The sequence below is a fragment of the Amycolatopsis australiensis genome (assembly GCF_900119165.1).
GTDB classification, from domain to species: domain Bacteria; phylum Actinomycetota; class Actinomycetes; order Mycobacteriales; family Pseudonocardiaceae; genus Amycolatopsis; species Amycolatopsis australiensis.
Genome location: NZ_FPJG01000006.1, coordinates 4,915,676 through 4,941,966, shown reverse-complemented (window position 1 = coordinate 4,941,966; position 26,291 = coordinate 4,915,676). Strand labels below are relative to the sequence as shown.

Here is a 26,291-nt window from a genome sequence, read left to right as displayed (position 1 = left end):
CGGGATGGTCACCCGGCCGGGCCCTTCCTAGCGTCGGCGGCATGACCCACTTCAGCGCGCCGGGCGAAGGCCCGGAACTCGACTCCAAGGACGCGATGATCACCGTCAAGGTCGGCGCCGAGCACACCGGCGACGCCTACGAGGTGTTCGAAGTCGACGCGCCGCGCGGCCCGTCGGTCCCGCCGCACGCCGATCCCTGGGCGAAGAGCTTCTACGTCCTGCACGGCCGCATCACCGTCTACGCCGGCGGCGAGCTGCACGACCTCGGCCCCGGCGCGTCGATCAGCATCCCGGCGGGCACGCCGAACACGTTCACCGTGCACACGCCGTCGGCGAAGTTCCTGGCGGTGTGCCTGTCCGGCGGGATGGGCCGCTTCTTCCGCGACGTGGACCAGGCCACCCCGGACCGGATCCCGGAGATCGCCGGGCGGCACGGCATCGAGCTGACGTCGTGAACGCCGTCGCGCAGGTCTTCGCCGCGGTGGCGGTGCTGGTGCACCTGCTGGCGTTCGCCTGGGAGGTGCTGCTGTTCGAACGGCCGGGCGTGCACGAAGGCATCTTCCGGATCCCCACGGCGAATCTGCCCGCCACCCGGCTGTGGTCGTTCAACGTCGGGTTCTACAACCTGTTCCTGGCCGCCGGGCCGGTCGTCGGGCTGGTCCTGCTGCACACCGGCCACGCCGACGCGGGACGCGCGCTGGTGCTCTACTGCTGCGGGTTCATGGCGCTGGCCGGGGTCGCCCTCGGCGTGTCGGATCTGCTGGCGCTCAGCCGGCCACGGGGTGCCGGGCGCGGCGGCGCGCTCGCCCAGCTCGTCCCCGCCCTCGCCGCCTTGGTCGCGGCGGCCTTCTAGCCGTCGAGACGGCGGACGACCTGCTCGCTCCAGCCGCGGATGGCCGCGGCCTGCTCGGGCGTCAGCCGGTCGAGGACGAGCCGGCGGATGTTGCCGCCGTGCGCGCGGATCGCGCGCTCCGCGGTGCGCCGGCCGTCGGCGGTCGGGCCGACGCCGGTGCGGCGGCCACTGGCGCCGTCTTCGGTCCGCTCGACCAGGCCGCGGTGCTCCATCCGCGTCAGCAGGTGCGAGACGCGGCTCTTCTCCCAGCCGAGCGCGTCGGCCAGCGCGCCGACGCGCATCGGCTGCCGCAACGTCATCAGCACGCTGAACTCGGCCTTCGAGATGCCGCAGTCGCGCTGCAGGGCCCGGTCCAGTTCGGCGACGAGCAGCCGGTGCGCCCGCATCCAGGTGTCCCAGAACTGCCAGTCTTCGGGGCTCATGCCCGCAGCTTAGTTGACGCGTCAACTCCGCCGGACCTAGAGTTGACGCGTCAACTAACGAAGGGACGCCGATGAGAACTCTCGTGCGCGGCGGCATGGTGGTCAGCATGGACCCGGCCGTCGGCCATCTCCCCCGCGGCGACGTGCTGATCGAGAACGGCCGGATCGCCGCGATCGCGCCGACCGTGGACGGGAACGGCGCCGAGGTCGTGGACGCGACGGGCAAGATCGTCATGCCCGGGTTCGTGGACAGCCACCGGCACACCTGGCAGACCGCGTTCCGCGGCCTCGGCGCGGACTGGACGTTCGACCAGTACCGCGCCGCCATGCATGGCACGCTGCGGCGCCACTACCGGCCCGAGGACGTGTACGTGGGCAACCTGCTCGGCCGGCTCGAAGCGCTCAGCTCCGGCGTGACGACCCTGCTGGACTGGTTCCACTGCGCAGACCACCCGGAGAACGCCGACGCCGCGATCCAGGCCCTGCGCGACGCGCCCGGCCACTCGATCTTCTGCTACGGCGCCGCGGGCCCGGACATCGCCCCGGAGCTCCGGCGGGTGCGGGCGGTGCTGCCGGACGACGACCTGGCGCTGGGCCTGCGCGGACCGGTGATGTCCACAATGGAGGAGACGGCGGCGGACGTCGCACTGGCGCGGGAACTCGGGCTGCGCGTGAGCACGCACGTCCACGGCACCGGCGGCTGGCCGCACGGCGACCGGCCGATCGCCGACATGCGGGAGCGCGGCCTGCTCGACGAGCGGACCACGATCGTGCACGGCAACGGGCTTTCCGGCGACCAGCTGGCGATGCTGGCCGACGCGGGCAGCTCGGTGTCGGTCAGCCCGGACGTCGAGCTGAAGATGGGCTTCGCACCGCTCGTCACCGGCCGGGCGCTGGCCGCCGGAATCCGTCCGTCGTTGTCGGTCGACGACTGCCTGTCGGCCGGCGGCGACATGTTCGGCGCCATGCGCACGGCGACCGCGGTGGAGCGTGCCGTCACGGCGCGGGACGTCCTCGCGTTCGCCACGATCGACGGCGCCCGGGCCTGCGGCCGCGACGACCGGACCGGCAGCCTCACCGTCGGCAAGGACGCCGACCTCGTCCTGCTCGACGCCGAAGACCTCTCGGTGTTCCCGGTCGGCGACCCCGTGGGCACGATCGTGACAGCCGGCCACCCCGGCCTGGTCGACAGCGTCTTCGTCGCCGGGAAAGCGGTCAAACGGGACGGCAGGCTCCTCGACGTCGACCTGCCGGCGCTGCGTGCCCGGCTGCTGGAGTCCCGTGACCGCATCGCCGCGGCCGCCGGCGTCGCCGTCGACGGCTCGTGGCAGCCTCAGGACGCCGACGTCACGCGGTAGACGTCGTAGACGCCTTCCACGCCGCGGACCACCTTGAGGACGTGGCCGAGGTGCTTCGGGTCGCCCATCTCGAAGGAGAACCGGCTGACCGCGACCCGGTCGCGGGAGGTCGTCACCGAGGCCGAGAGGATGTTGACCTTCTCGTCGGCCAGCACCTTGGTCACGTCCGACAGCAGCCGGTGCCGGTCGAGCGCCTCGACCTGGATCGCCACCAGGAACACCGACGACGCCGACGGCGCCCACTCGACCTCGACGAGCCGCTCGGGCTGGGACTTCAGGTCACCGGCGTTCGTGCAGTCCGTGCGGTGCACCGAGACACCGCCGCCGCGGGTCACGAACCCGAGGATCTCGTCGCCCGGCACCGGGGTGCAGCAGCGGGCGAGCTTCGCCCACACGTCGCTGGCGCCCTTGACGACCACGCCGACGTCGTTGGAGCCGCGGCGGCGGGTGACCGTGGACGGCGTCGCGCGCTCGGCCAGCTCCTCCTCGGCCGCGTCGACCCCGCCGATCAGGGCCACCAGCCGCTGCACGACGTGCTTCGCGCTGGTGTGGCCTTCGCCGACCGCCGCGTACAGCGACGAGATGTCCGCGTGGCGCAGCTCGGTGGCCACCGCGCCCATCGACTCCGCGGAGACCAGCCGCTGGATCGGCAGGCCGACCTTGCGGATCTCCTTGGTGATGGCTTCCTTGCCGCCTTCGATCGCCTCGTCGCGGCGCTCCTTGGCGAACCACTGCCGGATCTTGGCGCGCGCCTTCGGCGAACCGGCGAACTGCAGCCAGTCGCGCGACGGGCCGGCGTTCTCCGCCTTCGACGTGAAGATCTCGACGACTTCGCCGTTTTCCAGCTTGCGTTCGAGCGCGACCAGGCGGCCGTTGACGCGGGCGCCGATGCAGCGGTGGCCGACCTCGGTGTGCACGGCGTAGGCGAAGTCCACCGGCGTCGAGTCCACCGGCAGCGTGATGACGTCGCCCTTCGGCGTGAAGACGAAGATCTCGCGCGCGGCCAGCTCGTAGCGCAGCGACTCGAGGAAGTCGCCCGGGTCCGCCGCCTCGCGCTGCCAGTCGAGGAGCTGGCGCATCCACGCCATCTCGTCGACGTCCATGGCGTTGCCGGTGTGCGTGCCCTTGGTTTCCTTGTAGCGCCAGTGCGCGGCGATGCCGTACTCGGCGGTGCGGTGCATCTCGTAGGTGCGGATCTGCACCTCGAGCGGCTTGCCGTCCGGGCCGATCACCGTGGTGTGCAGCGACTGGTAGACGCCGAAGCGCGGCTGCGCGATGTAGTCCTTGAACCGGCCGGGCACCGGCTGCCACAGCGCGTGCACCACGCCCATCGCCGCGTAGCAGTCGCGGACGTCCTCGACCAGGATCCGGACGCCGACCAGGTCGTGGATGTCGTCGAGATCGCGGCCGCGGACGATCATCTTCTGGTGGATCGAGTAGTAGTGCTTCGGCCGGCCCTCGACCTTCGCGGTGATCCGCGACGACACGAGGTTGCTGGTCAGGTCGGTGATGACCGACCGCAGGTAGATGTCGCGCGAGGGCGCGCGGTCGGCGACCAGGCGCACGATCTCGTCGTACTTCTTCGGCTGCAGGATCGCGAACGCGAGGTCTTCCAGCTCCCACTTGACCGTGGCCATGCCGAGGCGGTGGGCCAGCGGGGCGAGCACTTCGAGCGTTTCGCGGGCCTTGCGGGCCTGCTTCTCCGGCGGCAGGAAGCGCATCGTGCGCATGTTGTGCAGCCGGTCGGCGAGTTTGATGACCAGGACGCGCGGGTCCTTCGCCATCGCGATGACCATCTTGCGGATGGTCTCGGCTTCGGCGGACGTGCCGAGCTTGACCTTGTCCAGCTTCGTGACGCCGTCGACGAGTTCGGCGACCTTCTCGCCGAAGTCGGCCTTCAGGCTCTCGACGGCGTAGCCGGTGTCCTCGACCGTGTCGTGCAGCAGCGCCGCGACCAGGGTCGTGGTGTCCATGCCCAGCTCAGCGAGGATGGTCGCGACGGCGAGCGGGTGGGTGATGTAGGGGTCACCGGACTTGCGCCGCTGGTTGCGGTGCAGCTCCTCGGCGACGTCGTAGGCGCGCTGGAGCAGCCCGAGGTCGGCGTTCGGGTGGAGCTCGCGGTGGATGACGGCCAGTGGCTCGAGGACCTGCTTGACCGGGGCGGCGCGCTGCGCGGTGATCCGCCGGGCGAGGCGCGCCCGGACCCGCCGGGTCGCGGACGGGCTCGGCGCCGCGCCGTTCGGCTTCGGCGGTGCGGGCTGTGCCGCCGCCTGCCCGTTCTGCTGGGCGCCCTGCTTCGCGGGCACCGCGGCGTCGAGCTCCTGGCTCACCCGCACCTCCTGCTGCTCGTGCGGCCTTCGGAACACCAGGGTAGCCGCTGCTCCTCGCGGCCCTCCCGGGTGCGCCCGTTCAGGGGGATGCGACGACGCCGACCAGCGGCTTCACCAGCCGCGGCGGACCGCTAACAGGAGCGGAGGGCGTGCACCTTCCGGTCCCCCAGCACCTCGCGGCCGCCCAGCGCCGCCAGCTCCAGGACCACCGACACGCCGTCGACCACGGCGCCGGCGTCCTCGAGGAGCTTGGCCGTCGCCGCCACCGTGCCGCCCGTGGCCAGGACGTCGTCCAGGATCGCGACGCGCTGACCGCGACGGACCACGCCCGCGGGCAGCTCGACCGTCGCCGTGCCGTACTCCAGGGCGTAGTCGACGCGGCCCGCCACCTGCGGCAGCTTGCCCGGCTTGCGGATCAGGACCACGCCGAGGCCGCGGGCGTACCCGACGGCCGCGGCGAGGAGGAACCCGCGGGCCTCCACGCCGGCGAGCGCCTCGACCCCCGGGCCGAGGGTGCCCGCCAGCGCGTCGGCCACCGCCTTGAACGCGCCCGCGTCCGCGAACAGCGGGCTCAGGTCGCGGAACAGCACGCCGGGCTCAGGGAAGTCCGGCACCTCGGCGATCAGGCCGAGGGCGTCGTCCAGCTGCACGTCAGCGCTTCCGCTTGCCCGCGGGCTTGCCGGACGGGCGCTGCTTCTGGATCCGGGCGGGGACGCTGGCCGCGGCCGCGTACGCCTTCTCCTTGCGCAGCTCCTTCGCCAGTGCGTCGTCGTCCGAAGCGTCGAAATCCTCCGCGCCGGCCGCCTTGCGCTCCTGGCTGAGGCGGCGCTGGCGGACCCGCTCGGCCTGCTGCCGGTACTTCGGGTCGCGCATCTTGAAGTCGACCAGCAGCGGCGTCGCCAGCGCGACCGACGACAGGACGCCGACGAGCGTACCGGTGAGCTGCACCAGCGCCAGGTCCTGCAGCGTGCCGGAGCCGAGCAGGACGTACCCGACGATCAGCAGGCCGAGGATCGGCAGCAGCGCGATGAACGCCGTGTTGAACGACCGCATCAGCGTCTGGTTCAGCGCCAGGTTCGCCGCCTCGGCGTACGTGCGGCGGGTCAGCCCGAGCAGGCCGCGCGTGTTCTCGCGGACCTTGTCGAACACCACCACCGTGTCGTACAGCGAGAACCCGAGGATCGTCAGCAGGCCGATCACGGTCGCCGGGGTGACCTCGAAGCCGACCAGCGAGTACACGCCGGCGGTGACGAGGATGTCGTGCAGCAGCGAGATCAGCGCCGCTGCCGCCATCCGCGGGTCGAAGTAGATCGCCAGGAAGATGACGACCGCGACGAGGAACACGACGAGCGCGATCAGCGCCTTCTGCGAGATCTCGTCGCCCCAGGACGCGCTCACCGCGCTGTCGCTGATCGCCTGGACGCTGGGCTGGCCGTTGGTGCCCTTCGGGCCCAGGTCCTGGAACAGGCCCTGCTTGACCTTCGCGACGTCGGCCGCGTCCAGCGTGTCGGTGCGGATCTGGATGGTCGAGGCGGCACCCGTGCCGACCTTCTGCGTCTCCGCGGCCGGGCGCCCGAGGGCCTTCTCGAACGATTCCTTGGCCTGGTTCTCGGTGATCACGCCGTGGATGCCGTTGGCAGGCATCTGGATCTGCGTGCCGCCCTCGAACTCGATGCCGATGTTGAAGCCGCGGAAGATCATCGACGCGAGGCACACCAGCACCAGCGCGCCGAAGAAGATGTACCAGCGCTTGCGCTTGCCGACGACGTCGAACGCACCCGTGCCCACGTACAGCCGGTGGAAGATGCTCTCCCGCTTGCCGGGCTTCGCCGCCACCGTGGTGTTGCCTTCGGCGTCCGTGACCGGTTCTTCGACCGCCATGTCAGGCCTCCTTCACGTTCGCGCGGCCGACCGCGGTCGACTTCTTACGCTGCGAACCCACTTGCTGCACGGCACCGAGGCCGAGGTGCCTCGGGTTGGACAGGAACGGCGACTTCGACGTCGACACCATCGCGACCAGCGGGTGCGTCACCAGGTACACGACGACCAGGTCGAGCACCGTGGACATGCCGAGGGTGAACGCGAAGCCCTGGACGTCGCCGACCGCGATGACGTACAGGATGGCCGCGGCCAGGAAGCTCACCGCGTCCGAGGCCAGGATGGTGCGCCGGGCGCGGACCCAGCCGCGCGGCACCGCGGACCGGAACGTCCGGCCCTCCCGGATCTCGTCCTTGAGCCGTTCGAAGTAGATGACGAACGAGTCGGCCGTGATCCCGATGGCGATGATCAGGCCGGCGATGCCCGCGAGGTCCAGCGTGTAGCCGATCCAGCGGCCGAGCAGCACCAGCACCGCGAACACCAGCGCGCCGGACAGGGCCAGCGACAGGATGGTGAGCACGCCGAGCAGCCGGTAGTAGAACAGGCAGTAGACGAACACCACCAGCAGGCCGATGCCGCCGGCGATGAGGCCGGCCTGCAGCGACGCGAAGCCGAGGGTGGCCGACACCGTGGTCGCGTCCGAGGACGCGAACGACAGCGGCAGCGAGCCGTACTTGAGGATGTCCGCCAGGTTCTTCGCCTCGGACTGGGTGAACTTGCCGGTGATCTGGGTGTTGCCGTCGAGGATCGCCACCTGGATGTTCGGCGCGGACACGACCTGCGTGTCGAGCACGAACGCCGCCTGCTGGTTGACGTTCTTCGAGGTGAAGTCGGCCCAGATCTTGGTGCCCGCGCTCTTGAAGCTGAGGTTCACCACCCACTGGCCGCGCTGCTGGTCGTAGCCCGAGGTCGCGTCGGAGATCTCCGTGCCCGGCAGGAACTCCGGCTCCAGCAGGTACTTGTAGGTGTCGTGGTCACCGCAGGCGACCAGCGGCAGCTTCGGGTCGTCGTTGCCCTCGAGGGGGTCCTTGGCGTTCGGCGCGCAGGTCAGCGACGCCATCGCCTTGGCGACGAGCTCCTGGTTCGGCTGGCCGTCGGCACCGACGAGGTCCTTGTTCTGGCGGATCGCCTTGGCCGCCTGGATCTCCTGCGCGGTCTGCGCGTCCACCGAGCCGTCGCTGGGCGTCGGGGCCTGGCCGGACGCCGGCGGCGGGGTGCTGCTGCTCGGCGCGGCCGGCGGGGTGCTCGGCTGCTGCGCGGGCGCGGCACCCGGCGCGCCACCGCCGCCGGACTTCGTGGCCGTCGGCGTCGGGGCGCCCGCGGACGGCGGCGCGGAGCTGCTGGGAGCCCCCGAAGACGGCGCGGTCGGCGCGGTCGGCGCGCCCGTGGCCGGCGGGGTGGTGGTCTGCGGCGGCACGACCGGCTGCGTCGCGTTCGCGACGACCTTGCGGAAGCCGAGCTTCGCCGTCCGGCCCAGGTTCTTCGCCTGGTCGCCCTGCTCGCCGGGGACGGTGATGACGACGTTGTTGCCGTCGAGGAGGACCTCGGTGCCGCCGACCCCGATGCCGTTGACGCGCTTTTCGATGATCTGGCGCGCCTGGTTCAGGGATTCCCGGGTCGGCTGGCCGCCGTCGGGGGTGCGGGCGGTGAGGGTGACCCGGGTGCCGCCCTGCAGGTCGATGCCCAGCTTCGGGGTCGGCTTGTGGTTGCCGGTGAGGAACACCAGCGCGTACAGCACGACCACGATCAGGGCGAACAGGGCGAGATAGCGTCCCGGGCGGAGATGCCCGGCTGAAGCTGCCACGGTGCTTCGGTCTCCTCGGACTGGGTGGACCCCAACGTTGCGGTGCCCGCCCGGAGGGTTACCGGGAGGGACTGTGTGCGATTCACTCCCGGGCACGGGTATGACGGCGGACACGCACGCAGCACCGAGACACTACTCGGTGCTGCGTGAGCCCGGCGTTCGAGGCCACACCGACTTTCGTCGGTGGTTTCCCGGCGCGCCCAGGGGATGCCGCGGGGAGTTACTTCTTGCCGTGCTCCAGCGGCGGCGCCACCTGCGCGGTGGTCTGCGGCTCGTCGGCCTTGGCGGCCGGCTCGGCGATCGTCTCCTCGGCGGGAGCCACCACCTCGTCCGCGGAGTCCTCCTCGGTCTCGACGACCGGCTCGACCTTCTCGCGGACCGCCAGCCGCAGCCAGGTGGTGACGACGCCGGGCGCGATCTCGATGTCGATCGTGGTGTCGCCGGAGGCGTCGGCGACGGTGCCGTAGAGACCCGAGGTGGTCATCACGCGGTCACCGGGCGCCAGGCTGCTCTGCAGCTCCTGCTGCGCCGCCTGCTGCTTCTTCTGCTTCCGCGAGCTCATCACCAGCGGCACGGCGAGGACGAGCACGAGCAGCAGGGGCAGCAATAGACTTTGCATGTTTCTCCGTTCGACGGACACTCCGGCCCTGCCGAAATGTCCGGTTCTTGGGTATGTGCTCCGGTCAAGTGTGCCAGGTACCAGCGCGGACGCGGCACCCACCCGCCGGTTCGGGCCGCTCAGTCCTGGTCGAACAGCGACGGCCCGCCCTGGTCGGGACGCCCGGGGAGGTCCGCGGGCGGCACCAGGCCGAGGTGTTCCCACGCGGTCGCGGTGGCGACCCGGCCGCGCGGGGTGCGGGCGAGCATACCGGCGCGCACGAGGTAGGGCTCACAGACCTCTTCCACGGTGGTCGCCTCCTCCCCCACGGCGACCGCCAGCGTCGAGATGCCCACCGGCCCGCCGCCGAACGACTTGGTCAGCGCGGTGAGCACGGCCCGGTCGAGCCGGTCGAGACCCAGCTCGTCGACGTCGTAGACGGCGAGCGCGGCGCGGGCGACCTCGCGGGTCACCTTGCCGTCGGCGCGGACCTCGGCGTAGTCGCGGACGCGCCGCAGCAGCCGGTTCGCGATCCGGGGGGTGCCCCGTGAGCGGCGGGCGATCTCCGCGCAGCCGTCGCGGTCGATCGGGATGTCGAGGATCGTCGCCGCGCGGCGGACGACCAGCTCCAGCTCGGTGTCGGTGTAGAACTCCATCTGGCCGGTGAAGCCGAACCGGTCGCGCAGCGGCCCGGTCAGCGAGCCGGACCGCGTGGTCGCCCCGACCAGCGTGAACGGCGCGATCTCGAGGGGGATGCTGGTGGCGCCCGGGCCCTTGCCGACCACGACGTCGACCCGGAAGTCCTCCATCGCGAGGTAGAGCATCTCCTCGGCCGGGCGGGCGATCCGGTGGATCTCGTCGATGAACAGCACGTCGCCGGGGGCCAGGTTGGACAGCATCGCGGCGAGGTCGCCGGCGCGTTCCAGGGCCGGGCCGGAGGTGATCCGGATGGCCGCGCCCAGCTCGGCCGCGACGATCATCGCCATCGACGTCTTGCCGAGCCCGGGCGGGCCGGACAGCAGCACGTGGTCGGGCGGCACGCCGCGGCGGCGCGCGCTCTCCAGCACCAGTTCCAGCTGCTCGCGCACGCGCGGCTGGCCGACGAACTCGTCCAGCTTGCGCGGCCGCAGCGTGCCCTCGACGTCGCGGTCGCCGGTCTGGGCCCACGCCGACAGGGCGTCGTCCTCGTCGTCGGTCACGGCCTCATACTCCATGCCCGCGCCCTACCGCTTGCGGCCGAGGGTGGCCAGCGCGGCGCGCAGCACGCTGGCGGTGGTGTGGCCGTCGCCGTCGGCGAGGACCTTGTCGACGGCCTGCTCGGCCTGCTTGGCCGGGAAACCGAGCCCGGCCAGCGCCTCGACGACCTCGGAGCGCAGGGCACCGGGCGCGGTGACCGCCGGGGCACCGTCGCCGCCGCCGAGCGCGGTGACCTTGTCGCGCAGCTCGAGGGTGAGCCGTTCGGCGCCCTTGCGGCCGATGCCGGGCACCGAGGTGAGCACGGTGATGTTGCCTTCCACGAGCGCCGCGCGCAGCTTGTCCGGGTCGAGCACGGCGAGGGTGGCCAGCGCGAGCCGCGGCCCGATGCCGGAGACCGTCTGCAGCAGGCCGAACAGCTCGCGCGCGTCGGCGTCGGCGAAGCCGAACAGCGTGAGCGAGTCCTCGCGCACGACCAGCGCGGTGTGCAGGCGGGCTTCTTCGCCGCGGCGGAGGGTGGCCAGCGTCGCCGGGGTGGCTTGCACCGCGAAGCCGACGCCGCCGACCTCGACCACGACGTGGTCCAGGCCGACCGAAAGGACTTCCCCGCGTACCGACGAGATCATCGTGCTGCTCCTGGGTTCTTCGCTTGCTTCGCGGCCGCGGCGAGGCGGGCCTTGTGCGTGCGCGCCATTTCGGCGGCGCGGGCTTCGGCCTCGGCGAGCCGGGCCCGCATCGGCTCCCGCCAGAGGTGGCAGATGGCCAGGGCGAGGGCGTCCGCGGCGTCGGCGGGCTTGGGCGCGACCTCGAGGTTGAGCAGGCGCATCACCATCGCCGTGACCTGCGCCTTGTCCGCTCGGCCCGACCCGCTGACCGCGGCCTTGACCTCGCTCGGCGTGTGGAAGACGACCGGCAGGCCCCGGCGGGCGGCGGCCAGGGCGACGACCCCGCCCGCCTGCGCGGTGCCCATCGCGGTCCGGACGTTGTGCTGGGCGAAGACGCGCTCGACCGCCACGGCGGCGGGCTTGTACTTGTCCATCCACCGCTCGACCTCGTCGGAGATGCCGAGCAGCCGGTGCGCCAGGTCGGCGTCGGCCGGCGTGCGCACCACGTCGACGGCGACGCAGCGGACGGCGCGGCCCTTGCCGCCGTCGACCACCCCCAGGCCGCACCTGGTCAGACCGGGGTCGACCCCGAGCACCCGCACCCGCATTCCTCCCGCCGCGAACATCAGTTCGATGTCTGCAGGCTACTGGGCGCGCCTGCGGCAGGATGGGTGACATGCCGGAGCCGTCGGATTTCGTCACCCACCTGGGACTTCAGCCGCTGCCCGTCGAAGGCGGGCGGTGGGCGCAGAGCTGGCGGTCCGAAACCGGGTCCGCGATCTACTACCTGCTCGTCGCGCCGGAGTTCTCGGCGCCACACCGCCTGGACCGGGCCGAAGTCTACGTCCACCACGCGGGCGCGCCCGCCGCGATGCTGCTGCTGCACCCGGACGGCTCGGTGGCGCGTCCGGTGCTGGGCACCGACGTCGCCGCGGGCGAACGTCCCCAGGTCGTGGTGCCCGCCGGGACGTGGCAGGCCACCGTCACGCGGGGCGCGTGGAGCCTGCTCGGGACGGTCGTCGTGCCGCCCTACACCGACGACTGCGTGGAGTTCGCGTCGCCGTCGGAGCTGGCCGCGCGGTACCCGGAAGCGGCCGCCGACCTGCGCGCGTTCTAGGGGCCGTCGACGCCCGGGGTCCAGCTTTCGGGGTCACCGCTCGCGGTGAGCACCGGCTGCCACTGCGCGAAGCCCTCGGGCGCGTCCGGGTGCCACGGGAACTTGCCCTCCGGCGTGGCGACGATCAGCTGCAGTGCCGGGAAGTCGCCGTCCGGGTAGATGAGGAACGCCGAACCGAAGTACTCGGGGTAGTGGCCCTTGTTGACGCGTTCGAGGACCACCGGGACGCCCTCGAAGAAGTCGTCGTAGCGCTTGCCGACCTCGAAGATCTCGCCGTTGGCCGCGCGGTCGACGTACGCGTCGAGCAGCACCGGCCCCATCCCGTCGGGCAGCCCGACCACGACGGCCTCAGGCACGTTGTGCAGGGCCCACGCGCAGGCGGTGAAGCAGTAGCCCGCCCCCTGCTCGTCACCGGCGACCGTGATGACGGCGTTGCCGCGCTCCTTCGCCTGCGTCTCGATCCATTCGATGAGGCGCTGCTCGTCCGGCGTCAGTTCGGCGGCGAGATCGGCGGAGGCGGGCGTCGTCGAGGTCACGGCGCACATTCTGCCCGACAAGCCCGCCGGAGCACAGTGCCCGGGCCGGAAAGTTTCCGGCCCGGGCACGAAAGCGTTGCGGCGCAAGGAAGAACTCAGCCGACTTCGGCGAGGACCTCGTCGGAGACGTCGAAGTTCGCGTAGATGTTCTGGACGTCGTCGCAGTCTTCGAGGGCGTCGATGAGCTTGAAGACCTTCTTCGCGCCGTCCGCGTCGAGCGGGACGCTCACCGACGGCAGGAACGTCAGGTCGGCCGACTCGTACTCGAAGCCGGCGTCCTGCAGCGCCTTGCGGACCGGCACCAGGTCGGTCGCCTCGGAGACGATCTCGAAGCTCTCGCCGAGGTCGTTGACCTCTTCGGCGCCCGCGTCGAGCACCGCCATGAGGACGTCGTCCTCGGCCGCGTCGCCCTTGGGCATGAGCACGACGCCCTTGCGGTTGAACAGGTAGGCGACCGAGCCCGGGTCGGCGAGCGAGCCGCCGTTGCGGGTCAAAGCGGTGCGGACCTCCGACGCGGCGCGGTTGCGGTTGTCGGTGAGGCACTCGATCAGGACGGCGACGCCGTTCGGGCCGTAGCCTTCGTAGGTGATGGTCTGCCAGTCGGCGCCACCGGCCTCTTCACCGGCGCCGCGCTTGCGGGCGCGCTCGATGTTGTCCTGCGGGACCGAGTTCTTCTTGGCCTTCTGGATGGCGTCGTAGAGCGTGGGGTTGCCATCCGGGTCGCCACCACCGGTGCCGGTCCGCGCGGCCACCTCGATGTTCTTGATCAACCGGGCGAAGAGCTTGCCGCGCTTCGCGTCGAGGTTGGCCTTCTTGTGCTTCGTGGTGGCCCACTTGGAGTGGCCGCTCATCTCTCCTCCATCTGTTCCGTACCCCGGCCGGGCACCGCGTCTCAGGCAGCCTTTCGCACGAGGTCGACGAACAGCCGGTGCACCCGCACGTCGGGCGTCAGTTCCGGGTGGAACGCGGTCGCCAGCACCGCCCCCTGCCGGACCGCGACGATCCTAGCGGTGTCCTCTTCCGCGCCGGGCACGCCGCTGACCGTGGCCAGCACGTCGACGCCGTCACCGGCCTTCTCGACCCACGGCGCCCGGATGAAGACCGCGCGGACTTCGCCGTCGACGCCGGCGAAGTCGAGGTCGGCTTCGAAGGAGTCGACCTGCCTGCCGAAGGCGTTCCGCCGCACGACGACGTCCAGGCCGCCGATCTGCTGCTGGTCGGGCCGCCCGTCGAGGGTCTGCCGCGCGAGCAGGATCATCCCGGCGCACGAGCCGAAGGCGGGCATGCCTTCGGCGACCCGCGCCTTGAGGGGTTCGAGCAGCTCGAAGCTCTCCAGCAGCCGCGACATGGTGGTCGACTCGCCGCCGGGCAGCACCAGACCGTCCACTTCGGACAGCTCACCGGCCCGCCGGACCGGCACGGCCCGCGCGCCGGCCGCCTCGAGCATGGCGACGTGCTCCCGCACGGCGCCCTGCATGGCGAGCACCCCGATGAGTGGTTCCGACGACACCCGACCTCCCGAAAGACCTTCCCACCAGCCTAGACGCCCGCGCCCGGCGGCTTCCCGGCAGGTCAGCCCCGCCCTGCCGGGCACGCCGGCCCCGAACGCCCCAATGTGGCCTTCGGTGCGTCGGACGCAACGAAGGCGGCCTTCGGTGCGTGAGACGCAACCAAGGCCGCCTTGGGGCGCCGGCAACCGGACAACAGCGAGCCGGCCGGCCAGCCAGCGAGCCGAGGCTCCCGGCGCCGGCCGACTGCCCGCCGGCCCGGCTAGCGAGCCGCACATCAACGTCCCGCCCGAGCCCGTCGGTCACCCCGACCAGCCGGCCGGGCGACCCGACCCCCAGCCGACCGCCGGGCCACCGTCCCCGGCCGCACATCGACGTCCTGCCCGAGCCCGTCGGCCACCCCGGACGGCGATCGCCGTCAGGGGACTCCGGCCAGCCTCAGCAGGGCCGCCGTCGCGGCGGCGGCCACCACCACCAGCGCGAACGGTGCCTTCCGCCACGCCAGCACCCCCGCCACCAGCACTCCCGCCGGGCGGGCGAAGCCCGCGAACCCGTGGCCCTCCGTCAGCGCGCTCACCGCCACCAGCGCCGCCAGCAGGACCACCGCCGCCAGTGCCATCAGGCGTTCCGCCTTCGGGGACAGCTTCACCCGGCTGCGCAGCACCGGGCCGGCGAACCGGAACGCGAACGTCCCCAGCGCCAGCACCGCCGTGCCGATCAGCAGCTCCATCCCGTCCATCAGCGCGCCTCCTGCGGTTCCGGTTCCTTCGCCGCGACGCCCGCGACCACGCCGGCCAGCGCCAGCAGCACCGGCAGCCCCGCCGGGAGGAACGGGGTCGTCGCCAGTGCGACCAGCACCCCGATCAGCACCGGCAGCCGGGCCGCCTTGTCGCGCAGGGACGGCAGCACCAGGGCCAGCAGCACCGCCGGGAACGCCGCGTCGAGGCCGAACACATCGGTGTCGCTGATCGCCGTCCCGGCGAACGCGCCCGCCACCACGCCGAGGTTCCAGCAGGCGAACAGGCCGATCCCGCACGCCCAGTACGCCGCGCGGCGGCGCTGCGCCTCGCGCTGGGCCAGCGCGAACGCCACCGACTCGTCGATCATCAGGTGGCTGCCCGCCAGCCGTGATGCCCACCGTCGGCCCAGCACGTCGCCGACCGCGAACCCGAACGGCAGGTGCCGCGCGTTGGCCAGCAGGCCCGCCAGCACCGCCGCGAACGGGTTGCCGCCCGCGGCCACGATCCCCACGAACATGAACTGCGACGCGCCGGCGAAGACCAGCAGCGACATCAGCATCGGCAGCCACAGGGGGAAGCCCGAGCTCACCGCGATGGCCCCGTAGGACACGCCCACGAGACAATCGGCCAGGCACACGAGGCCGATGTCGCGGGCGAGGCCCCGGTCGAGTGTTCGCCAGATCGAACGCATGTGTTCTATGGTGAACACAGAGGCCCGTGTTCGTCAAGCCGAACACAACGACCGATGGAGCGAACAGAATGTCGCAGGAAACCACCGGTGCGCCGCTCGAGATCATCGCGGCGTCCCTGCGCCGGGAACGCGCCCGCGCGGGCCTGTCCCTGACCGAGGTCGCGCGCCGCGCCGGCCTGGCCAAGTCGACGCTGTCGCAGCTCGAGTCGGGTACCGGCAACCCCAGCGTCGAGACGCTGTGGGCGCTCGGCGTCGCCCTCGACGTCCCGTTCTCCCGCCTGGTCGAACCCGAACGGCCGAAAGTCCGCGTCATCCGGGCGGGCAAGGGCCCGACGGTGTTCGCCGAGCACGCCGATTACGCGTGCACGCTGCTGTCGGCCTGTCCCCCGTCCGCGCGGCGGGACATGTACCTCATCCGGGCCGAACCGGGCACGCCGCGACGCAGCGACCCGCACATGACCGGGGTGATGGAGCACATCGTGCTGTGCGCGGGACGCGCCCGGGTGGGCGTGCTGGACGCGCCGGAAGAGCTGAACCCCGGCGACTACATCTCCTACCCGGGCGACGTCCCGCACATCTTCGAAGCCCTCGAGCCGGGGACATACGGCGTCGAGATCTCCGAGTACGTCTAGGACGTCACCAGCCGCGCTCGGCGAGCCGGTGCGGCTCCGGCAGCTCCTCGACGTTGATGCCGACCATCGCCTCGCCCAGGCCGCGTGACACCTTGGCCAGCACGTCCGGGTCGTCGTAGAACGTCGTCGCCTTGACGATCGCCTCCGCGCGCTGGGCCGGGTTGCCGGACTTGAAGATGCCGGAGCCGACGAACACGCCCTCGGCGCCGAGCTGCATCATCATCGCCGCGTCGGCCGGGGTGGCGATGCCGCCCGCGGTGAAGAGCACGACCGGCAGCTTGCCCGCCTCGGCCACTTCGCGGACGAGCTCGTACGGCGCCTGAAGCTCCTTCGCCGCGACGAACAGCTCGTCCTCGGGCAGCGACTGCAGCCGCCGGATCTCCTGGCGGATCTTGCGCATGTGCGTGGTCGCGTTGGAGACGTCGCCGGTGCCGGCCTCGCCCTTGGAGCGGATCATCGCCGCGCCCTCGGTGATGCGGCGCAGGGCCTCGCCGAGGTTGGTCGCGCCGCAGACGAACGGCACGGTGAACGCCCACTTGTCGATGTGGTTGGCGTAGTCGGCCGGGGTGAGGACCTCGGACTCGTCGATGTAGTCGACACCCAGCGACTGCAGGATCTGCGCCTCGACGAAGTGGCCGATGCGGGCCTTGGCCATGACCGGGATCGAGACGGCCTCGATGATGCCGTCGATCAGGTCGGGGTCACTCATCCGGGCGACACCGCCCTGGGCGCGGATGTCGGCGGGCACCCGCTCCAGGGCCATCACCGCGACGGCGCCGGCGTCTTCGGCGATCTTGGCCTGCTCGGCGGTGACCACGTCCATGATCACGCCGCCCTTGAGCATCTCGGCCATGCCGCGCTTCACCTTGGCGGTGCCGGTGACGGACTGGACGGTGCCGGTGGGGGGAGTGGTCTGCTGCTCGGACACGGGTGGGCCTTTCGACACGAAAACGGGGGTTACACCTGTCGAGGGTAGGTCTGTGGTGGCCTCTTGAAGCAGGCCAGTACGCGGGTATCTCAGCAGTCCACTTCCGGCACGCCCGCGACCAGGACCTCCGCGGCCCGGGTGCGGGCGTAGAGCACGTGACGTCCGGCACGATGCCCGCTGACCAGGCCCGCTGCCTTGAGGACGCCGAGGTGCTGCGACACCGCCCCGGCGCTCAGGCGGGTCCGGCGGGCCAGCTCGGTGGTGGACGCGGGCGCGGACAGCTCGGCCAGCAGCATGGCCCGGCCCCGGCCGACGACCGCGGCCAGCGCACCGGGCGCGGCGGCGGTGCCGGTCTCCCAGAGCGTGGCGATCCCGCGCGGTGGGTAGCGCAGCACCGGCTGCCACCGCGGGTCGGTCTTGGAGAACACGCGCGGCCAGACGAACGCCGAGGGCACCAGCACCAGGCCGCGCCCGTCGAGGGGCACGGCCGCGTGCAGGTGGCGGTGGGCGACGGTGAGCGTGCCGCCCTGCCAGCGGACCATCGGGGTCAGGTCGTTGAACAGCTCGGCGGCCCCGCCCTGGGCCAGCAGCCGCGAACGGTGCAGCACGTCGGCCTCGAGCAGCGCGCGGATGCGGGGCCAGTCGGGGGCCAGGACGAGGTCCCAGTACCGCTCCATGAGCGTCGCGAGCCGCTCGAGACCGGCCTCGGGGTCGCGGTGGAACCGGTTCAGCGCGGGCGTGCGCGGCCCGGCCATCGCGTCCAGCTCCCGCCGGACGACGCGAGCCGGCACGTCACGCAGGTCGGCCAGCTCGTCGGCCAGCTCGGGCAGCGGCGTCGCCGGGGTGCCGGCCAGGAAGCCGGGCAGGTGCCGCAGCGGGACGAGGTCGCGCAGCAGGCCGATGTCGAGCCCCGCCTCGTCCAGCGCCGCGGTGGCGCGCTTGACCCACGGGAGGTGCAGGGCGTGCTCCCCCGGCTGGTTCAGGACGCGGACGCTCGCCACGATCTCCCACGCCGGGGAGAACGCGAACCGGGTGTGCGCCAGGTCCTCGGTGGAGAATGCCAGGTCGAGCACGCGCTGCCTTTCTGCCGCGGGTCGGCGAATCCTAAGTGTCTCCGATGTGGACAGTCGAGCGGGGTGCCGAAAGCCCTTGCGGGAAGGCGAAGACCCCTCGCGGGTCATACTTCCGGGCGACAGCGCGCAACTTCGGCAGGTTCACTCCGTAGTACGCCTGCGCCCAGTCCGGCATCTCCGGGTCGAGGTAGTTGACGTAGCCGGTGGTGCCGAACTCCGGTCCGAGCCCGTCGCGCGCGGCGGCGACCGACCGGCGCGCTTCGGCTTCGCCGCCGTCGGCGGCTTCGGCGCCGTGCAGGAACTGGAAGCCGGCCAGCGCCGTCCGGTGCGGGAACGCCGTTTCGCGGACGCCGACCCGCGCGATGGCGCCGCCGCCGGCGTCGATGATCGTGCCCAGCCGCGGGTCACGGGTCAGCACACCGGCGACCGCGCCCGGGTCGGCGAGCGGCCGCATCAGCATCCGCGAGGTGCCGACGTAGGCCGCACGGTCCGCGGCCGGTCCCGGGCGCGAATCCCGGTCGTCGAACGCGCGCATCGCGCCCAGGTGGTCCAGTACGCGGGCGCCACGCTCGGCCGGCGGGGTGCCGACCCGGCGGACGAGGTCGTCGACCAGCTCGTTCATCCGGGCCTCCGGACCGAGGAAGGTGCCGTCGAGCGTGGCGTGGCCGGCGCCGAGGCCCATCCCGGACCACAGCTCGTCCGGCATCGACGGCTGCCACTCCAGCCAGGCGGCCAGGAGCGCGGCCTGCGTGCCCACCGGGAACGCGAGCTTGAACGTCGCGACGTCGGCCACCGGAACGGTCCGGAAGGTGAACGCCGTGACGATCCCGAAGTTGCCGCCGCCTCCGCCGCGCAGCGCCCAGAACAGGTCCGGCTCCGCCACCGCCGACACCGTGCGCACCCGGGCGTCGGCCGTGACGATCCGCGCCGCCTCGAGGTGGTCGCACGTCAGCCCGTGCTCGCGGTCGAGCACCCCGACGCCGCCGCCGAGGGCGAGCCCGGCGATGCCGACCGTGCCGCAGCTGCCCGCCGGCAGCACCCGCCCCGCCGCGGCGAGCGTCGCCGCGACCGGCTCCAGCCGCGCGCCGGCGCCGATCACCGCGCGGCCGTCCGGGCGCACGTCGATACCGGAAAACCGGCTCAGGTCCACGACGATCCCGCCGTCCACTGTGGAATACCCCGGATAGCTGTGCCCGCCGCTGCGGGCCGCGACGGGCAGCCCGTGCCGGGCGGCGAAGGCGACGGCCGCCTGCACGTCTTCGACCCGCGCGGCGCCGACCACGGCCGCCGGCGTCCGGTCGTCGTACAGCGTGAAGAAGCCCTGCTTGGCCTCCGGAAAGCCGGGGTCGCCCGGCCGGAACAGCGGTCCCGCCAGCCGCTTCCGCAGCCGCGCCCAGTCGTCCGCCGGTGGCCACGCCGCCAGGCCCGCCACCGGCACCGCCCCGGAGATCCGCAAGAAGGTCCGCCTGTCCATGCCACTCCCCCACCCCGCGTCCCCCGGGCATTCGGCTGGTCCCGGGAGCCCTGCCTTGCCGTGACCAGGGTAGCGGGTGTGTGATCGAGGACACATCCCGTACACCAGCCGTTCGCCGAGGAGTCGTCATGGCAGACAAACAAGCCAGGAACGCCGACACCGGGGCCGCCGTCGCTGTGGACGACCCCGCGAAGGTCCGCAACGTCGTGCTCGTCGGCCCGTCCGGCTCCGGCAAGACGACCCTCACCGAGGCCCTGCTCGCCGCGTCCGGCACCGTGCCGCGCCCGGGCTCGGTCGTCGACGGGACGACGGTGTGCGACCACGACCCCGCGGCGGTCCGCCAGCAGCGCTCGGTCGGCCTCTCGGTCGCGCCGGTGCTGCATCAGGGACACAAGATCAACCTGATCGACACGCCCGGGTACGCCGACTTCGTCGGGGAGCTGCGGGCCGGGCTGCGCGCCGCCGACGCGGCGCTGTTCGTCGTCAGCGCCGCCGAAGGGGTCGACGCGGCGACGGTCGCGGTGTGGGAGGAGTGCGCCGCGGTCGGGATGCCGCGCGCGGTCGTCGTCTCGCGCCTCGACCACCACCGCGCCGACGCGATGGCCGAGATCGCCGCCTGCCAGGCCGCGTTCGGCGACGGCGTGCTGCCGCTCTACCTGCCCGCGGGCGACGGCCTGGTCGGGCTGATCACCCAGCGGTACTTCGACTACTCCGCCGGGCACCCGCCGAAGATCGGCGAGCCGGACCCGGCCGACCTCGAGCGGATGGCCGAGGCCCGCAACGCGCTGATCGAAGGCATCATCGCCGAGAGCGAGGACGAGTCCCTGATGGACCGCTACCTCGCCGGCGAGGAGATCGCCGAGGACACGCTGATCACCGACCTCGAAACCGCCGTCGCGCGCGGGTCGTTCCACCCGGTCATCCCGGTGTGCGCGACCAGCGGGATCGGCCTGGCCGAGGTCCTCGACGGGATCGTCCGGGCGTTCCCGTCCCCGCTGGAGCACCGGCCACCCGACGTGACCACGCCGGAGGGCACGCCGCACGAGCCGCTCACCGCCGACCCCGCGGGCCCCCTCGCCGCGGAGGTCGTCCGGACGGCCGTCGACTCGTACGTCGGCCGGGTGTCACTCGTGCGGGTGTTCTCCGGGACGCTGCGCCCGGAGAAGCCGGTGCACGTGTCCGGGCACGGCCTGGCCGAACGCGGGCACGAAGACCACGACGCGGACGAGCGCGTCGCCCACCTCTACTCCCCGCTCGGCGCGAATCTGCGGGAAGTGCCGTACTGCGTCGCGGGTGACCTGTGCGCGCTGACGAAGGTCGGTTCGGCCGAGACGGGCGACACCGTGTCCGCGCCGGAGGAGCCGTTGCTGATGGAGCCGTGGGCGATGCCGGAGCCGCTGCTGCCGGTGGCGGTGGTCGCGAAGACCCGCAGCGACGAAGACACGTTGGCGCGTAACCTTTCCCGGCTGGTCGCCGGCGACCCGACGCTGCGGCTGGACCGCAACGCCGAAACCGGCCAGCTGGTGCTGTGGTGCATGGGCGAGGCCCACGCCGACGTCGTGCTGTCGCGGCTGCGGGCCGGCGGCGCGGACGTCGAGACCGAACCGGTGAAGATCAGCCTGCGCTCGACCTTCACCAAGCCGGCCAAGGGACACGGGCGGCACGTCAAGCAGTCCGGCGGCCACGGCCAGTTCGCGGTCTGCGACATCGAGGTGGAGCCGCTCCCGCGCGGCAGCGGCTTCCAGTTCGTCGACAAGGTCGTCGGCGGCGCGGTGCCGCACCAGTTCATCCCCAGCGTCGAGAAGGGCGTGCGGGCCCAGCTGCAGAAGGGCCTCGGCGACGGGCACCCGGTGGTCGACGTGAAGGTCACGCTGGTCGACGGCAAGGCGCACAGCGTCGACTCCTCCGACGCGGCGTTCCAGACGGCCGGGGCCCTGGCACTGCGGGACGCGGCGGCGAACGGGCACATCACGATGCTGGAGCCCCTCGAAGAGGTGGCGATCCGGCTGCCCGACGAGCACCTGGGCACGGTGCTCGGCGACCTTTCGTCCCGCCGCGGCCGCGTGCTGGGCACCGAAGCAGGCGAAGGCGGCCGGACGGTGATCCGCGCGGAGGTCCCGGCGACGGAACTGGTGCGGTACCTGATCGACCTGCGCTCGATGACCTCGGGCACGGCGACGTTCACCCGCCGCCACGCGAGGTTCGAGCCGATGCCGGAAGGGCTGGCGGTGCACTGACCCGGTCGTGAGTGGGAAACAGTGTTCCAACGCTGTTTCCCACTCACGACCGGCGTGCGTCAGAAGTCGAAGCCGCCGGGACGGCCGTTGCGGTCGGCGACGAGGCCCGCCAGGGTGGCCAGCGCGATCTCCGGCGGTGTCCGCGAGCCGATGTTCAGCCCGACCGGCCGGTGCACGCGGGCGATGTCCGCGTCGGCCACGCCCAGGCCCTGCAGGGCCGCGACGTGCGGGCCGGGATGGCGGGGGTTGCCGAGCACCCCGATCCACCGCGGCCGGCCTTCCAGCGCGGCCTTCAGCACCTCGCCCAGCTCGGGCCGGTGGTGGTCGGTGACCACGACGTCCGCGGACGCGTCCAGCGGCGGCAGCGTGGTGTCCGCCTCGAAACCCTCGGGAACGTCGGTGACGCGCGCCGGATCGGGCTCGTACAACGCGACGTGGAAGCCGAGGTCCCGCGCGAACTTCAGGAGGAATCGCGAGACGGGCGAGGCGAAGACCGCGACCAGGGTCCGCACACCGGAGTCCGCCTCGGCCGTGCCGTGCGCGACGTCGCAAGCCTCGGGTTCGCTCATGGCGTTCAGTGTGGCAGCCTCAGATCTCCTCGACCACGCTCAGCCGGAAGTGGAAGGTCGACGTCCGGCCCTCGACGATGACGAGGTACCCGCCCGGGCCCCGCAGGACTTTCCGCGACTTCGGCGACCACGGGTGGGCCGGCTGGTACTCGCGGGCGAGCCGCAGCGCTTCGGCTTCGGCCGTCTCCCGGTCGGCGTGCGGAAACGTCTCCGACAGCGACCAGCTCCGGCCGTCGCCCGTGCCGCGCTGCTCCTCGATGACCACCCACCAGCTCACGCCGGCTCCGCCACGGTCTCGCCGAGCGTCACCCGGAAATGGCCGGACCCGGTCCGGCCGGTCGCGATGACCAGGTAGCCCTCGCCGACCCGCAGCACCTTGCGTTCCTCGACCGAGGCCGGGTGCACCGGCCGGTGGCCGAACGCGAGCCTGCGCGCCACCTCGTCGGCGTGCTCACGGTCGCCGCCCGCCGGCTTCGTCTCGGTGACGGACCACGTGCGGGCTTCCCCGCCGCCGCGCTGCTCTTCGACGACCACCCACCACACGTCAGACCTCCGGTTCGGCGAACTCGAAGTACTCCGGCAGCGGCGCCGTCCCCGCCAGCCTGAAGTACCGGACCTTCCGCCGCCGCCGCAGGCGCAGCGTGTCGCGGACGGCGTCGTTGTGGACGCGGCGGGCGATCACCACCCGGTGTTCCGCGTCGGTCAGCTCCTCGGCCAGCTCGGCGGGCAGGGCAGTCCGGTCGACGCGGCTCAGCCGCAGCGTCAGGTCGCCTTCTTCGGCTTCGCGGTCCGCTCGCGGCGCCGCTTCCGCGCGTTCGGCCGAGACCCGCAGCTCCGGGTCGCCCACCACCGCCGCGACCGCGCGGGCGACCACCGCCCGGCGCGCCAGCGCCGCGTCGAGCGCCGCCCAGCCCGCGTCCATCCGGATGTGCAGCCGGTCCAGCCGGTTCGCGGTCGCCACCAGGAAGAGCCCGCCCAGCACGACGACCAGCGCGAGCAACGGGAGCAGCCAGCCGAGCACGCTCACCGGGCGGGCTCCCGCTCCGGCGCCGCGACGCGCCGCGGATCGGCGGCGATCGCCGTCTCGTACACCCGCAGCACCTGGGTGGCCACCACCGACCAGTCGTACATCGTGACGCGCTCCCCCGCCGCCGCGGCCAGCGACGCCCGGCGCGCCGGGTCACCGAGCAGCTCGCGCAGCCCGTCCGCGAGCGCGGCCGGGTCACCGGTCTCGACGAGCATCCCGGCGCGGCCGTCGTCGAGCACCCTGCGGAACGAGTCGAGCCCGCTGGCCAGCACCGGCGTGCCCGCCGCCATCGCCTCGGTCAGGATCATCCCGAAGCTCTCGCCACCGGTGTTCGGCGCGCAGTACACGTCGACGCTGCGCAGGGCCTGGGCTTTCACGCCGTCGTCGACCTGCCCCAGCAGCTCCAGGTGCGGCGCCAGCCCGGGACCGGCGTCCCGGCGCAGCTGCTCGGCGTCGCCGCGGCCGACCACCACCAGCCGCAGGTCCGCGAACTCCGGCAGGAGCAGCCGCAGCGCCTCCAGCAGCACGCCCATGCCCTTGCGCGGCTCGCCGTACCGGCCGACGAACCCGACCGTGCCGCCGGCCCGCGGGTAGCCCGGCAGCGGCGTCGCCGCGGAGAAGAACCCGACGTCGACGCCGTTGGGGATCTCGACGGCGTCCCCGCCAGCGTGCTCGACCTGGACCCGGCGGGCCAGCGCGGACACCGCGATGCGCGCCGTGATCTTCTCCAGCAGCGGCCGCAGCACCGGCTGGAACGCCGACAGCGTGCGCGAGCGCGTCGTCGCGGTGTGGAACGTCGCCACGATCGGGCCGTCGGCGATGAGCAGCGCCAGCAGCGAAAGGCTGGGGGCGGCGGGCTCGTGCAGGTGCAGGACGTCGAAGTCGCCCTCCCGGATCCAGCGGCGCACCCGGGCGTAGGACACCGGGCCGAACTGCAGCCGCGCGACCGAGCCGTTGTACGGGATCCCGAGCGCCTTGCCCGCCGGGTGCACGAACCCGGGCAGGTCCGCGTCGTCGTCGGCGGGGGCGAGCACCGACACCGCGTGCCCGCGGGCGAGCAGCGCCTTCGTCAGGTCGATCACGTGCCCCTGGACCCCGCCGGGCACGTCGAACGAGTAAGGGCACACGATCCCGACGCGCAGCGGACGCGCGGCCACCGTCAGCTCGCTTCTTCCAGGCCGGTCCGCTCGCCGGCCTCGAGGTCGGCAGGCCAGAACTTCTGCACCATGTGCCAGTCGGCCGGGTGCGCGGCGATGTCGCCGGCGAAGATGTCGGCCAGCGCCTGGGTCGCGGCCGCGACCTCGGCGCGCGCGGTGACCCGGATCCGCGGGTGCAGCCGGATCTGCCAGCCGTCCTCGGTGAACCAGCAGCCGGCCGGGATCAGCGCCGCGCCGGTCGTGGCGGCCAGGCGGGCCGGGCCGCCGGGGAACCGGGCCGGTTCGCCGAAGAACTTCACCGGGATCCCGCTGGTGGTCAGGTCGCGGTCGCCGACGAGGCAGACGGCCTTGTTCTCGCGCAGCCGCTTCAGCAGCACGCGCATCGCCGAGCTGTCACCGGTCAGCGGGACGATCTCGAAGCCGAGGGACTCGCGGTACTCGACGAACCGGCGGTAGAGCGATTCGGGCTTCAGCCGCTCGGCGACGGTGGTGAACCCGCCGAGGTAGTCGGCGAGCCACACGCCGGCGACGTCCCAGTTCCCGCTGTGCGGCAGCGCCATCACCGCGCCGTTGCCCTCGGCGAGCGCCGCGTCGAGGTTCTCGACGCCGGTGATCGAGCCCGAGACCTTCTTGCTGACCTCGGCGTGGTCCATCGACGGCAGCCGGAACGTCTCGTGCCAGTAGCGGGCGTACGAGCGCATCGCGCGCCGCGTGAGCTCGTCGAGCTCGGCCGGATCGGCCTGCGGCACGACGCGCGCGAGGTTGGCGCGCAGCTGCCGCACTCCCCCGCCGTCGCGCCGGACGGCGAGGTCGGCGCCGAGCGAGAACACCGTGGCGCCGAACCCGGCGGGCAACCAGCCGGCCAGCCGCCACCCGGCCGCGTAGCCGAAGGCGCTCAACCGCTCGGACAGCTTGCTCATGCCCGTTGCTCCCCGGCGGCTTCGCGGGCCGCCTTGGCCACGGCGGCGAAGCGCTGCAGCAGGGTGACGACCGAGCCGGCGGCCAGCAGCCACAGCGTGACGTCGACGGTGTACGGGATGCCGAAGCCGTGCAGGCCGGTGCCGACCAGGGCGATGATCAGCCGCTCGGCGCGTTCGACCAGCCCGCCGTCGACCGGCAGGCCGGAGGCGTCGGCGCGGGCCTTGACGTAGGAGATGACCTGGGCGAGCACCAGGCACAGCAGCGCCGCGGCGGCGGCCGGGTGGTTGTCGTCGACGACGAAGCACCACCACGCGATGGCGGCGAACAGGGCGCCGTCGACCAGCCGGTCGCAGGTGGCGTCGAGGACCGCGCCGAACGGCGTGCCGTAGCCGCGGGCACGGGCCATGGCGCCGTCGAGGAGGTCGAGCATGGCGAAGCCCCACACCGTGAAGGTGCCCCAGAGGAGGTAGCCGTTCGGGAAGAAGGCCAGGGCGCAGACGACCGCGCCGGCGGTGCCGAGCACGGTCATCGCGTTCGGGGTCAGCCCGACGCGGACCAGCGCCTGGCCGATCGGGTCGGTGACGCGGGAAACGGAGGCACGCGCGAAGATATTGAGCATCGGTTCGTCTGAGGCACCTG

Annotated in this window: 30 protein-coding genes; 6 read left to right on the top strand and 24 right to left on the bottom strand. The window is 72.7% G+C overall.

The genetic code is table 11. The annotated features are described in order from the left end of the window. The first annotated feature begins 41 nt into the window (after nucleotides 1–41). A complete protein-coding gene (locus tag BT341_RS24435) occupies nucleotides 42–455 on the top strand; it encodes a cupin domain-containing protein (RefSeq protein WP_072478492.1) in 414 nt (137 codons plus the stop codon). After that, on the top strand, nucleotides 452–853 hold the full coding sequence (locus tag BT341_RS24430) for a DUF1304 domain-containing protein (RefSeq protein ID WP_072478491.1): 402 nt from the start codon (nucleotides 452–454) through the stop codon (nucleotides 851–853). The genes BT341_RS24435 and BT341_RS24430 overlap by 4 nt, the downstream gene beginning before the upstream one ends. On the opposite strand, the gene BT341_RS24425 is transcribed toward BT341_RS24430, so the two are convergent. Continuing rightward, the gene (locus BT341_RS24425) at nucleotides 850–1,275 is read right to left on the bottom strand and encodes a MarR family winged helix-turn-helix transcriptional regulator (protein ID WP_072478490.1); all 426 of its coding nucleotides are present in this window, start codon (nucleotides 1,273–1,275) and stop codon (nucleotides 850–852) included. The two genes, BT341_RS24430 and BT341_RS24425, sit on opposite strands and share 4 nt — an antisense overlap. A 71-nt stretch (nucleotides 1,276–1,346) precedes the next feature. On the opposite strand from BT341_RS24425, the gene BT341_RS24420 reads away from it, so the two are divergent. Then, the gene (locus tag BT341_RS24420; protein ID WP_072478489.1) at nucleotides 1,347–2,633 is read left to right on the top strand and encodes an amidohydrolase family protein; all 1,287 of its coding nucleotides are present in this window, start codon (nucleotides 1,347–1,349) and stop codon (nucleotides 2,631–2,633) included. Here BT341_RS24420 and BT341_RS24415 read toward each other — a convergent pair. The 8 genes from BT341_RS24415 to ruvC all read right to left on the bottom strand — a co-directional run bounded on the left by BT341_RS24415 (nucleotide 2,609) and on the right by ruvC (nucleotide 11,644). After that, nucleotides 2,609–4,963 (bottom strand): RelA/SpoT family protein, encoded by a 2,355-nt coding sequence (locus BT341_RS24415; RefSeq protein ID WP_072478488.1) that lies wholly within the window; start codon nucleotides 4,961–4,963, stop codon nucleotides 2,609–2,611. The two genes, BT341_RS24420 and BT341_RS24415, sit on opposite strands and share 25 nt — an antisense overlap. Nucleotides 4,964–5,094: 131 nt before the next feature. Further along, a complete protein-coding gene (locus tag BT341_RS24410; RefSeq protein WP_072478487.1) occupies nucleotides 5,095–5,613 on the bottom strand; it encodes an adenine phosphoribosyltransferase in 519 nt (172 codons plus the stop codon). A 1-nt stretch (nucleotide 5,614) separates the two neighbouring features. Continuing rightward, nucleotides 5,615–6,844 (bottom strand): protein translocase subunit SecF, encoded by a 1,230-nt coding sequence (secF, locus tag BT341_RS24405; RefSeq protein WP_072478486.1) that lies wholly within the window; start codon nucleotides 6,842–6,844, stop codon nucleotides 5,615–5,617. 1 nt (nucleotide 6,845) lies between these two features. Further along, nucleotides 6,846–8,645, bottom strand: a complete 1,800-nt coding sequence (gene secD, locus BT341_RS24400) for a protein translocase subunit SecD (protein WP_072478485.1) — start codon at nucleotides 8,643–8,645, stop codon at nucleotides 6,846–6,848. Between the two features lie 220 nt (nucleotides 8,646–8,865). Then, a complete protein-coding gene (yajC, locus tag BT341_RS24395) occupies nucleotides 8,866–9,264 on the bottom strand; it encodes a preprotein translocase subunit YajC (protein ID WP_177328890.1) in 399 nt (132 codons plus the stop codon). A gap of 119 nt (nucleotides 9,265–9,383) precedes the next feature. Beyond that, nucleotides 9,384–10,457: a Holliday junction branch migration DNA helicase RuvB gene (gene ruvB, locus BT341_RS24390; protein ID WP_072478483.1), complete on the bottom strand. Its 1,074-nt coding sequence runs from the start codon at nucleotides 10,455–10,457 to the stop codon at nucleotides 9,384–9,386. A 9-nt stretch (nucleotides 10,458–10,466) separates the two neighbouring features. Continuing rightward, on the bottom strand, nucleotides 10,467–11,063 hold the full coding sequence (gene ruvA, locus BT341_RS24385; RefSeq protein ID WP_072478482.1) for a Holliday junction branch migration protein RuvA: 597 nt from the start codon (nucleotides 11,061–11,063) through the stop codon (nucleotides 10,467–10,469). Further along, on the bottom strand, nucleotides 11,060–11,644 hold the full coding sequence (ruvC, locus tag BT341_RS24380) for a crossover junction endodeoxyribonuclease RuvC (RefSeq protein WP_072478481.1): 585 nt from the start codon (nucleotides 11,642–11,644) through the stop codon (nucleotides 11,060–11,062). The genes ruvA and ruvC overlap by 4 nt, the downstream gene beginning before the upstream one ends. Before the next feature lie 74 nt (nucleotides 11,645–11,718). On the opposite strand from ruvC, the gene BT341_RS24375 reads away from it, so the two are divergent. After that, entirely contained in the window at nucleotides 11,719–12,159 is a 441-nt protein-coding gene (locus BT341_RS24375; protein ID WP_072478480.1) for a cupin domain-containing protein, read from the top strand. Here the strand turns inward: BT341_RS24375 and BT341_RS24370 are convergent. From BT341_RS24370 to BT341_RS24350, 5 genes are all read right to left on the bottom strand, one after another. After that, on the bottom strand, nucleotides 12,156–12,704 hold the full coding sequence (locus BT341_RS24370; RefSeq protein ID WP_072478479.1) for a DUF4262 domain-containing protein: 549 nt from the start codon (nucleotides 12,702–12,704) through the stop codon (nucleotides 12,156–12,158). The genes BT341_RS24375 and BT341_RS24370 overlap by 4 nt on opposite strands. Before the next feature lie 86 nt (nucleotides 12,705–12,790). Next, on the bottom strand, nucleotides 12,791–13,546 hold the full coding sequence (locus tag BT341_RS24365; protein ID WP_072478478.1) for a YebC/PmpR family DNA-binding transcriptional regulator: 756 nt from the start codon (nucleotides 13,544–13,546) through the stop codon (nucleotides 12,791–12,793). Between the two features lie 41 nt (nucleotides 13,547–13,587). Then, nucleotides 13,588–14,205 (bottom strand): pyridoxal 5'-phosphate synthase glutaminase subunit PdxT, encoded by a 618-nt coding sequence (pdxT, locus tag BT341_RS24360; RefSeq protein WP_084742987.1) that lies wholly within the window; start codon nucleotides 14,203–14,205, stop codon nucleotides 13,588–13,590. A 416-nt stretch (nucleotides 14,206–14,621) separates the two neighbouring features. Continuing rightward, on the bottom strand, nucleotides 14,622–14,942 hold the full coding sequence (locus BT341_RS24355; RefSeq protein WP_072478477.1) for an AzlD domain-containing protein: 321 nt from the start codon (nucleotides 14,940–14,942) through the stop codon (nucleotides 14,622–14,624). After that, complete coding sequence (locus BT341_RS24350; protein WP_072478476.1) at nucleotides 14,942–15,634, bottom strand: AzlC family ABC transporter permease; 693 nt, start codon at nucleotides 15,632–15,634, stop codon at nucleotides 14,942–14,944. Before BT341_RS24350 ends, BT341_RS24355 begins: the two co-directional genes overlap by 1 nt. Before the next feature lie 68 nt (nucleotides 15,635–15,702). On the opposite strand from BT341_RS24350, the gene BT341_RS24345 reads away from it, so the two are divergent. Beyond that, nucleotides 15,703–16,266 carry a helix-turn-helix domain-containing protein gene (locus tag BT341_RS24345; protein ID WP_072478475.1) on the top strand — a complete coding sequence of 188 codons (564 nt, stop codon included), beginning with the start codon at nucleotides 15,703–15,705 and terminating at the stop codon, nucleotides 16,264–16,266. Nucleotides 16,267–16,270: 4 nt separating this feature from the next. On the opposite strand, the gene pdxS is transcribed toward BT341_RS24345, so the two are convergent. The 3 genes from pdxS to BT341_RS24330 form a co-directional block, all read right to left on the bottom strand. Beyond that, on the bottom strand, nucleotides 16,271–17,194 hold the full coding sequence (gene pdxS / locus BT341_RS24340) for a pyridoxal 5'-phosphate synthase lyase subunit PdxS (RefSeq protein ID WP_218177770.1): 924 nt from the start codon (nucleotides 17,192–17,194) through the stop codon (nucleotides 16,271–16,273). 89 nt (nucleotides 17,195–17,283) lie between these two features. After that, on the bottom strand, nucleotides 17,284–18,267 hold the full coding sequence (locus tag BT341_RS24335) for an ArsR/SmtB family transcription factor (RefSeq protein WP_072478473.1): 984 nt from the start codon (nucleotides 18,265–18,267) through the stop codon (nucleotides 17,284–17,286). Nucleotides 18,268–18,298: 31 nt separating this feature from the next. Then, nucleotides 18,299–19,741: an FAD-binding oxidoreductase gene (locus BT341_RS24330; RefSeq protein ID WP_072478472.1), complete on the bottom strand. Its 1,443-nt coding sequence runs from the start codon at nucleotides 19,739–19,741 to the stop codon at nucleotides 18,299–18,301. A 128-nt stretch (nucleotides 19,742–19,869) separates the two neighbouring features. Between BT341_RS24330 and BT341_RS24325 the strand changes: the two genes are divergently transcribed. Next, nucleotides 19,870–21,978 carry an elongation factor G-like protein EF-G2 gene (locus tag BT341_RS24325; protein WP_072478471.1) on the top strand — a complete coding sequence of 703 codons (2,109 nt, stop codon included), beginning with the start codon at nucleotides 19,870–19,872 and terminating at the stop codon, nucleotides 21,976–21,978. A 59-nt stretch (nucleotides 21,979–22,037) separates the two neighbouring features. On the opposite strand, the gene BT341_RS24320 is transcribed toward BT341_RS24325, so the two are convergent. Genes BT341_RS24320 through pgsA form a run of 7 tightly spaced genes read right to left on the bottom strand, consistent with a single transcriptional unit; the run spans nucleotide 22,038 to nucleotide 26,271 of the window. Next, nucleotides 22,038–22,547 carry an XdhC family protein gene (locus BT341_RS24320; protein ID WP_072478470.1) on the bottom strand — a complete coding sequence of 170 codons (510 nt, stop codon included), beginning with the start codon at nucleotides 22,545–22,547 and terminating at the stop codon, nucleotides 22,038–22,040. Between the two features lie 19 nt (nucleotides 22,548–22,566). Further along, on the bottom strand, nucleotides 22,567–22,824 hold the full coding sequence (locus BT341_RS24315; protein ID WP_072478469.1) for a hypothetical protein: 258 nt from the start codon (nucleotides 22,822–22,824) through the stop codon (nucleotides 22,567–22,569). Then, nucleotides 22,821–23,081, bottom strand: coding sequence for a hypothetical protein (locus BT341_RS24310; RefSeq protein ID WP_245805089.1), 261 nt, complete (start codon nucleotides 23,079–23,081; stop codon nucleotides 22,821–22,823). Before BT341_RS24310 ends, BT341_RS24315 begins: the two co-directional genes overlap by 4 nt. Nucleotides 23,082–23,091: 10 nt before the next feature. Next, nucleotides 23,092–23,574 (bottom strand): NUDIX hydrolase, encoded by a 483-nt coding sequence (locus tag BT341_RS24305; RefSeq protein ID WP_072478467.1) that lies wholly within the window; start codon nucleotides 23,572–23,574, stop codon nucleotides 23,092–23,094. Continuing rightward, nucleotides 23,571–24,716, bottom strand: coding sequence for a glycosyltransferase family 4 protein (locus BT341_RS24300; protein WP_072482161.1), 1,146 nt, complete (start codon nucleotides 24,714–24,716; stop codon nucleotides 23,571–23,573). Before BT341_RS24300 ends, BT341_RS24305 begins: the two co-directional genes overlap by 4 nt. Before the next feature lie 17 nt (nucleotides 24,717–24,733). Next, nucleotides 24,734–25,651 carry a phosphatidylinositol mannoside acyltransferase gene (locus tag BT341_RS24295; RefSeq protein ID WP_072478466.1) on the bottom strand — a complete coding sequence of 306 codons (918 nt, stop codon included), beginning with the start codon at nucleotides 25,649–25,651 and terminating at the stop codon, nucleotides 24,734–24,736. After that, on the bottom strand, nucleotides 25,648–26,271 hold the full coding sequence (gene pgsA, locus BT341_RS24290) for a phosphatidylinositol phosphate synthase (protein ID WP_072478465.1): 624 nt from the start codon (nucleotides 26,269–26,271) through the stop codon (nucleotides 25,648–25,650). The genes BT341_RS24295 and pgsA overlap by 4 nt, the downstream gene beginning before the upstream one ends. Nucleotides 26,272–26,291: the final 20 nt, after the last annotated feature.

What these genes read in the sequence shown, in the direction of transcription:
- BT341_RS24435 (WP_072478492.1), top strand. Translation starts at nt 42, where the DNA reads ATGACCCACTTCAGCGCGCCGGGCGAAGGCCCGGAACTCGACTCCAAG.
- BT341_RS24425 (WP_072478490.1), bottom strand. Translation starts at nt 1,275, where the DNA reads ATGAGCCCCGAAGACTGGCAGTTCTGGGACACCTGGATGCGGGCGCAC.
- BT341_RS24420 (WP_072478489.1), top strand. Translation starts at nt 1,347, where the DNA reads ATGAGAACTCTCGTGCGCGGCGGCATGGTGGTCAGCATGGACCCGGCC.
- secF (WP_072478486.1), bottom strand. Translation starts at nt 6,844, where the DNA reads ATGGCGGTCGAAGAACCGGTCACGGACGCCGAAGGCAACACCACGGTG.
- yajC (WP_177328890.1), bottom strand. Translation starts at nt 9,264, where the DNA reads ATGCAAAGTCTATTGCTGCCCCTGCTGCTCGTGCTCGTCCTCGCCGTG.
- ruvB (WP_072478483.1), bottom strand. Translation starts at nt 10,457, where the DNA reads ATGGAGTATGAGGCCGTGACCGACGACGAGGACGACGCCCTGTCGGCG.
- ruvA (WP_072478482.1), bottom strand. Translation starts at nt 11,063, where the DNA reads ATGATCTCGTCGGTACGCGGGGAAGTCCTTTCGGTCGGCCTGGACCAC.
- BT341_RS24375 (WP_072478480.1), top strand. Translation starts at nt 11,719, where the DNA reads ATGCCGGAGCCGTCGGATTTCGTCACCCACCTGGGACTTCAGCCGCTG.
- BT341_RS24370 (WP_072478479.1), bottom strand. Translation starts at nt 12,704, where the DNA reads ATGTGCGCCGTGACCTCGACGACGCCCGCCTCCGCCGATCTCGCCGCC.
- BT341_RS24365 (WP_072478478.1), bottom strand. Translation starts at nt 13,546, where the DNA reads ATGAGCGGCCACTCCAAGTGGGCCACCACGAAGCACAAGAAGGCCAAC.
- BT341_RS24355 (WP_072478477.1), bottom strand. Translation starts at nt 14,942, where the DNA reads ATGGACGGGATGGAGCTGCTGATCGGCACGGCGGTGCTGGCGCTGGGG.
- BT341_RS24350 (WP_072478476.1), bottom strand. Translation starts at nt 15,634, where the DNA reads ATGCGTTCGATCTGGCGAACACTCGACCGGGGCCTCGCCCGCGACATC.
- BT341_RS24345 (WP_072478475.1), top strand. Translation starts at nt 15,703, where the DNA reads ATGTCGCAGGAAACCACCGGTGCGCCGCTCGAGATCATCGCGGCGTCC.
- BT341_RS24330 (WP_072478472.1), bottom strand. Translation starts at nt 19,741, where the DNA reads ATGGACAGGCGGACCTTCTTGCGGATCTCCGGGGCGGTGCCGGTGGCG.
- BT341_RS24325 (WP_072478471.1), top strand. Translation starts at nt 19,870, where the DNA reads ATGGCAGACAAACAAGCCAGGAACGCCGACACCGGGGCCGCCGTCGCT.
- BT341_RS24320 (WP_072478470.1), bottom strand. Translation starts at nt 22,547, where the DNA reads ATGAGCGAACCCGAGGCTTGCGACGTCGCGCACGGCACGGCCGAGGCG.
- BT341_RS24295 (WP_072478466.1), bottom strand. Translation starts at nt 25,651, where the DNA reads ATGAGCAAGCTGTCCGAGCGGTTGAGCGCCTTCGGCTACGCGGCCGGG.
- pgsA (WP_072478465.1), bottom strand. Translation starts at nt 26,271, where the DNA reads ATGCTCAATATCTTCGCGCGTGCCTCCGTTTCCCGCGTCACCGACCCG.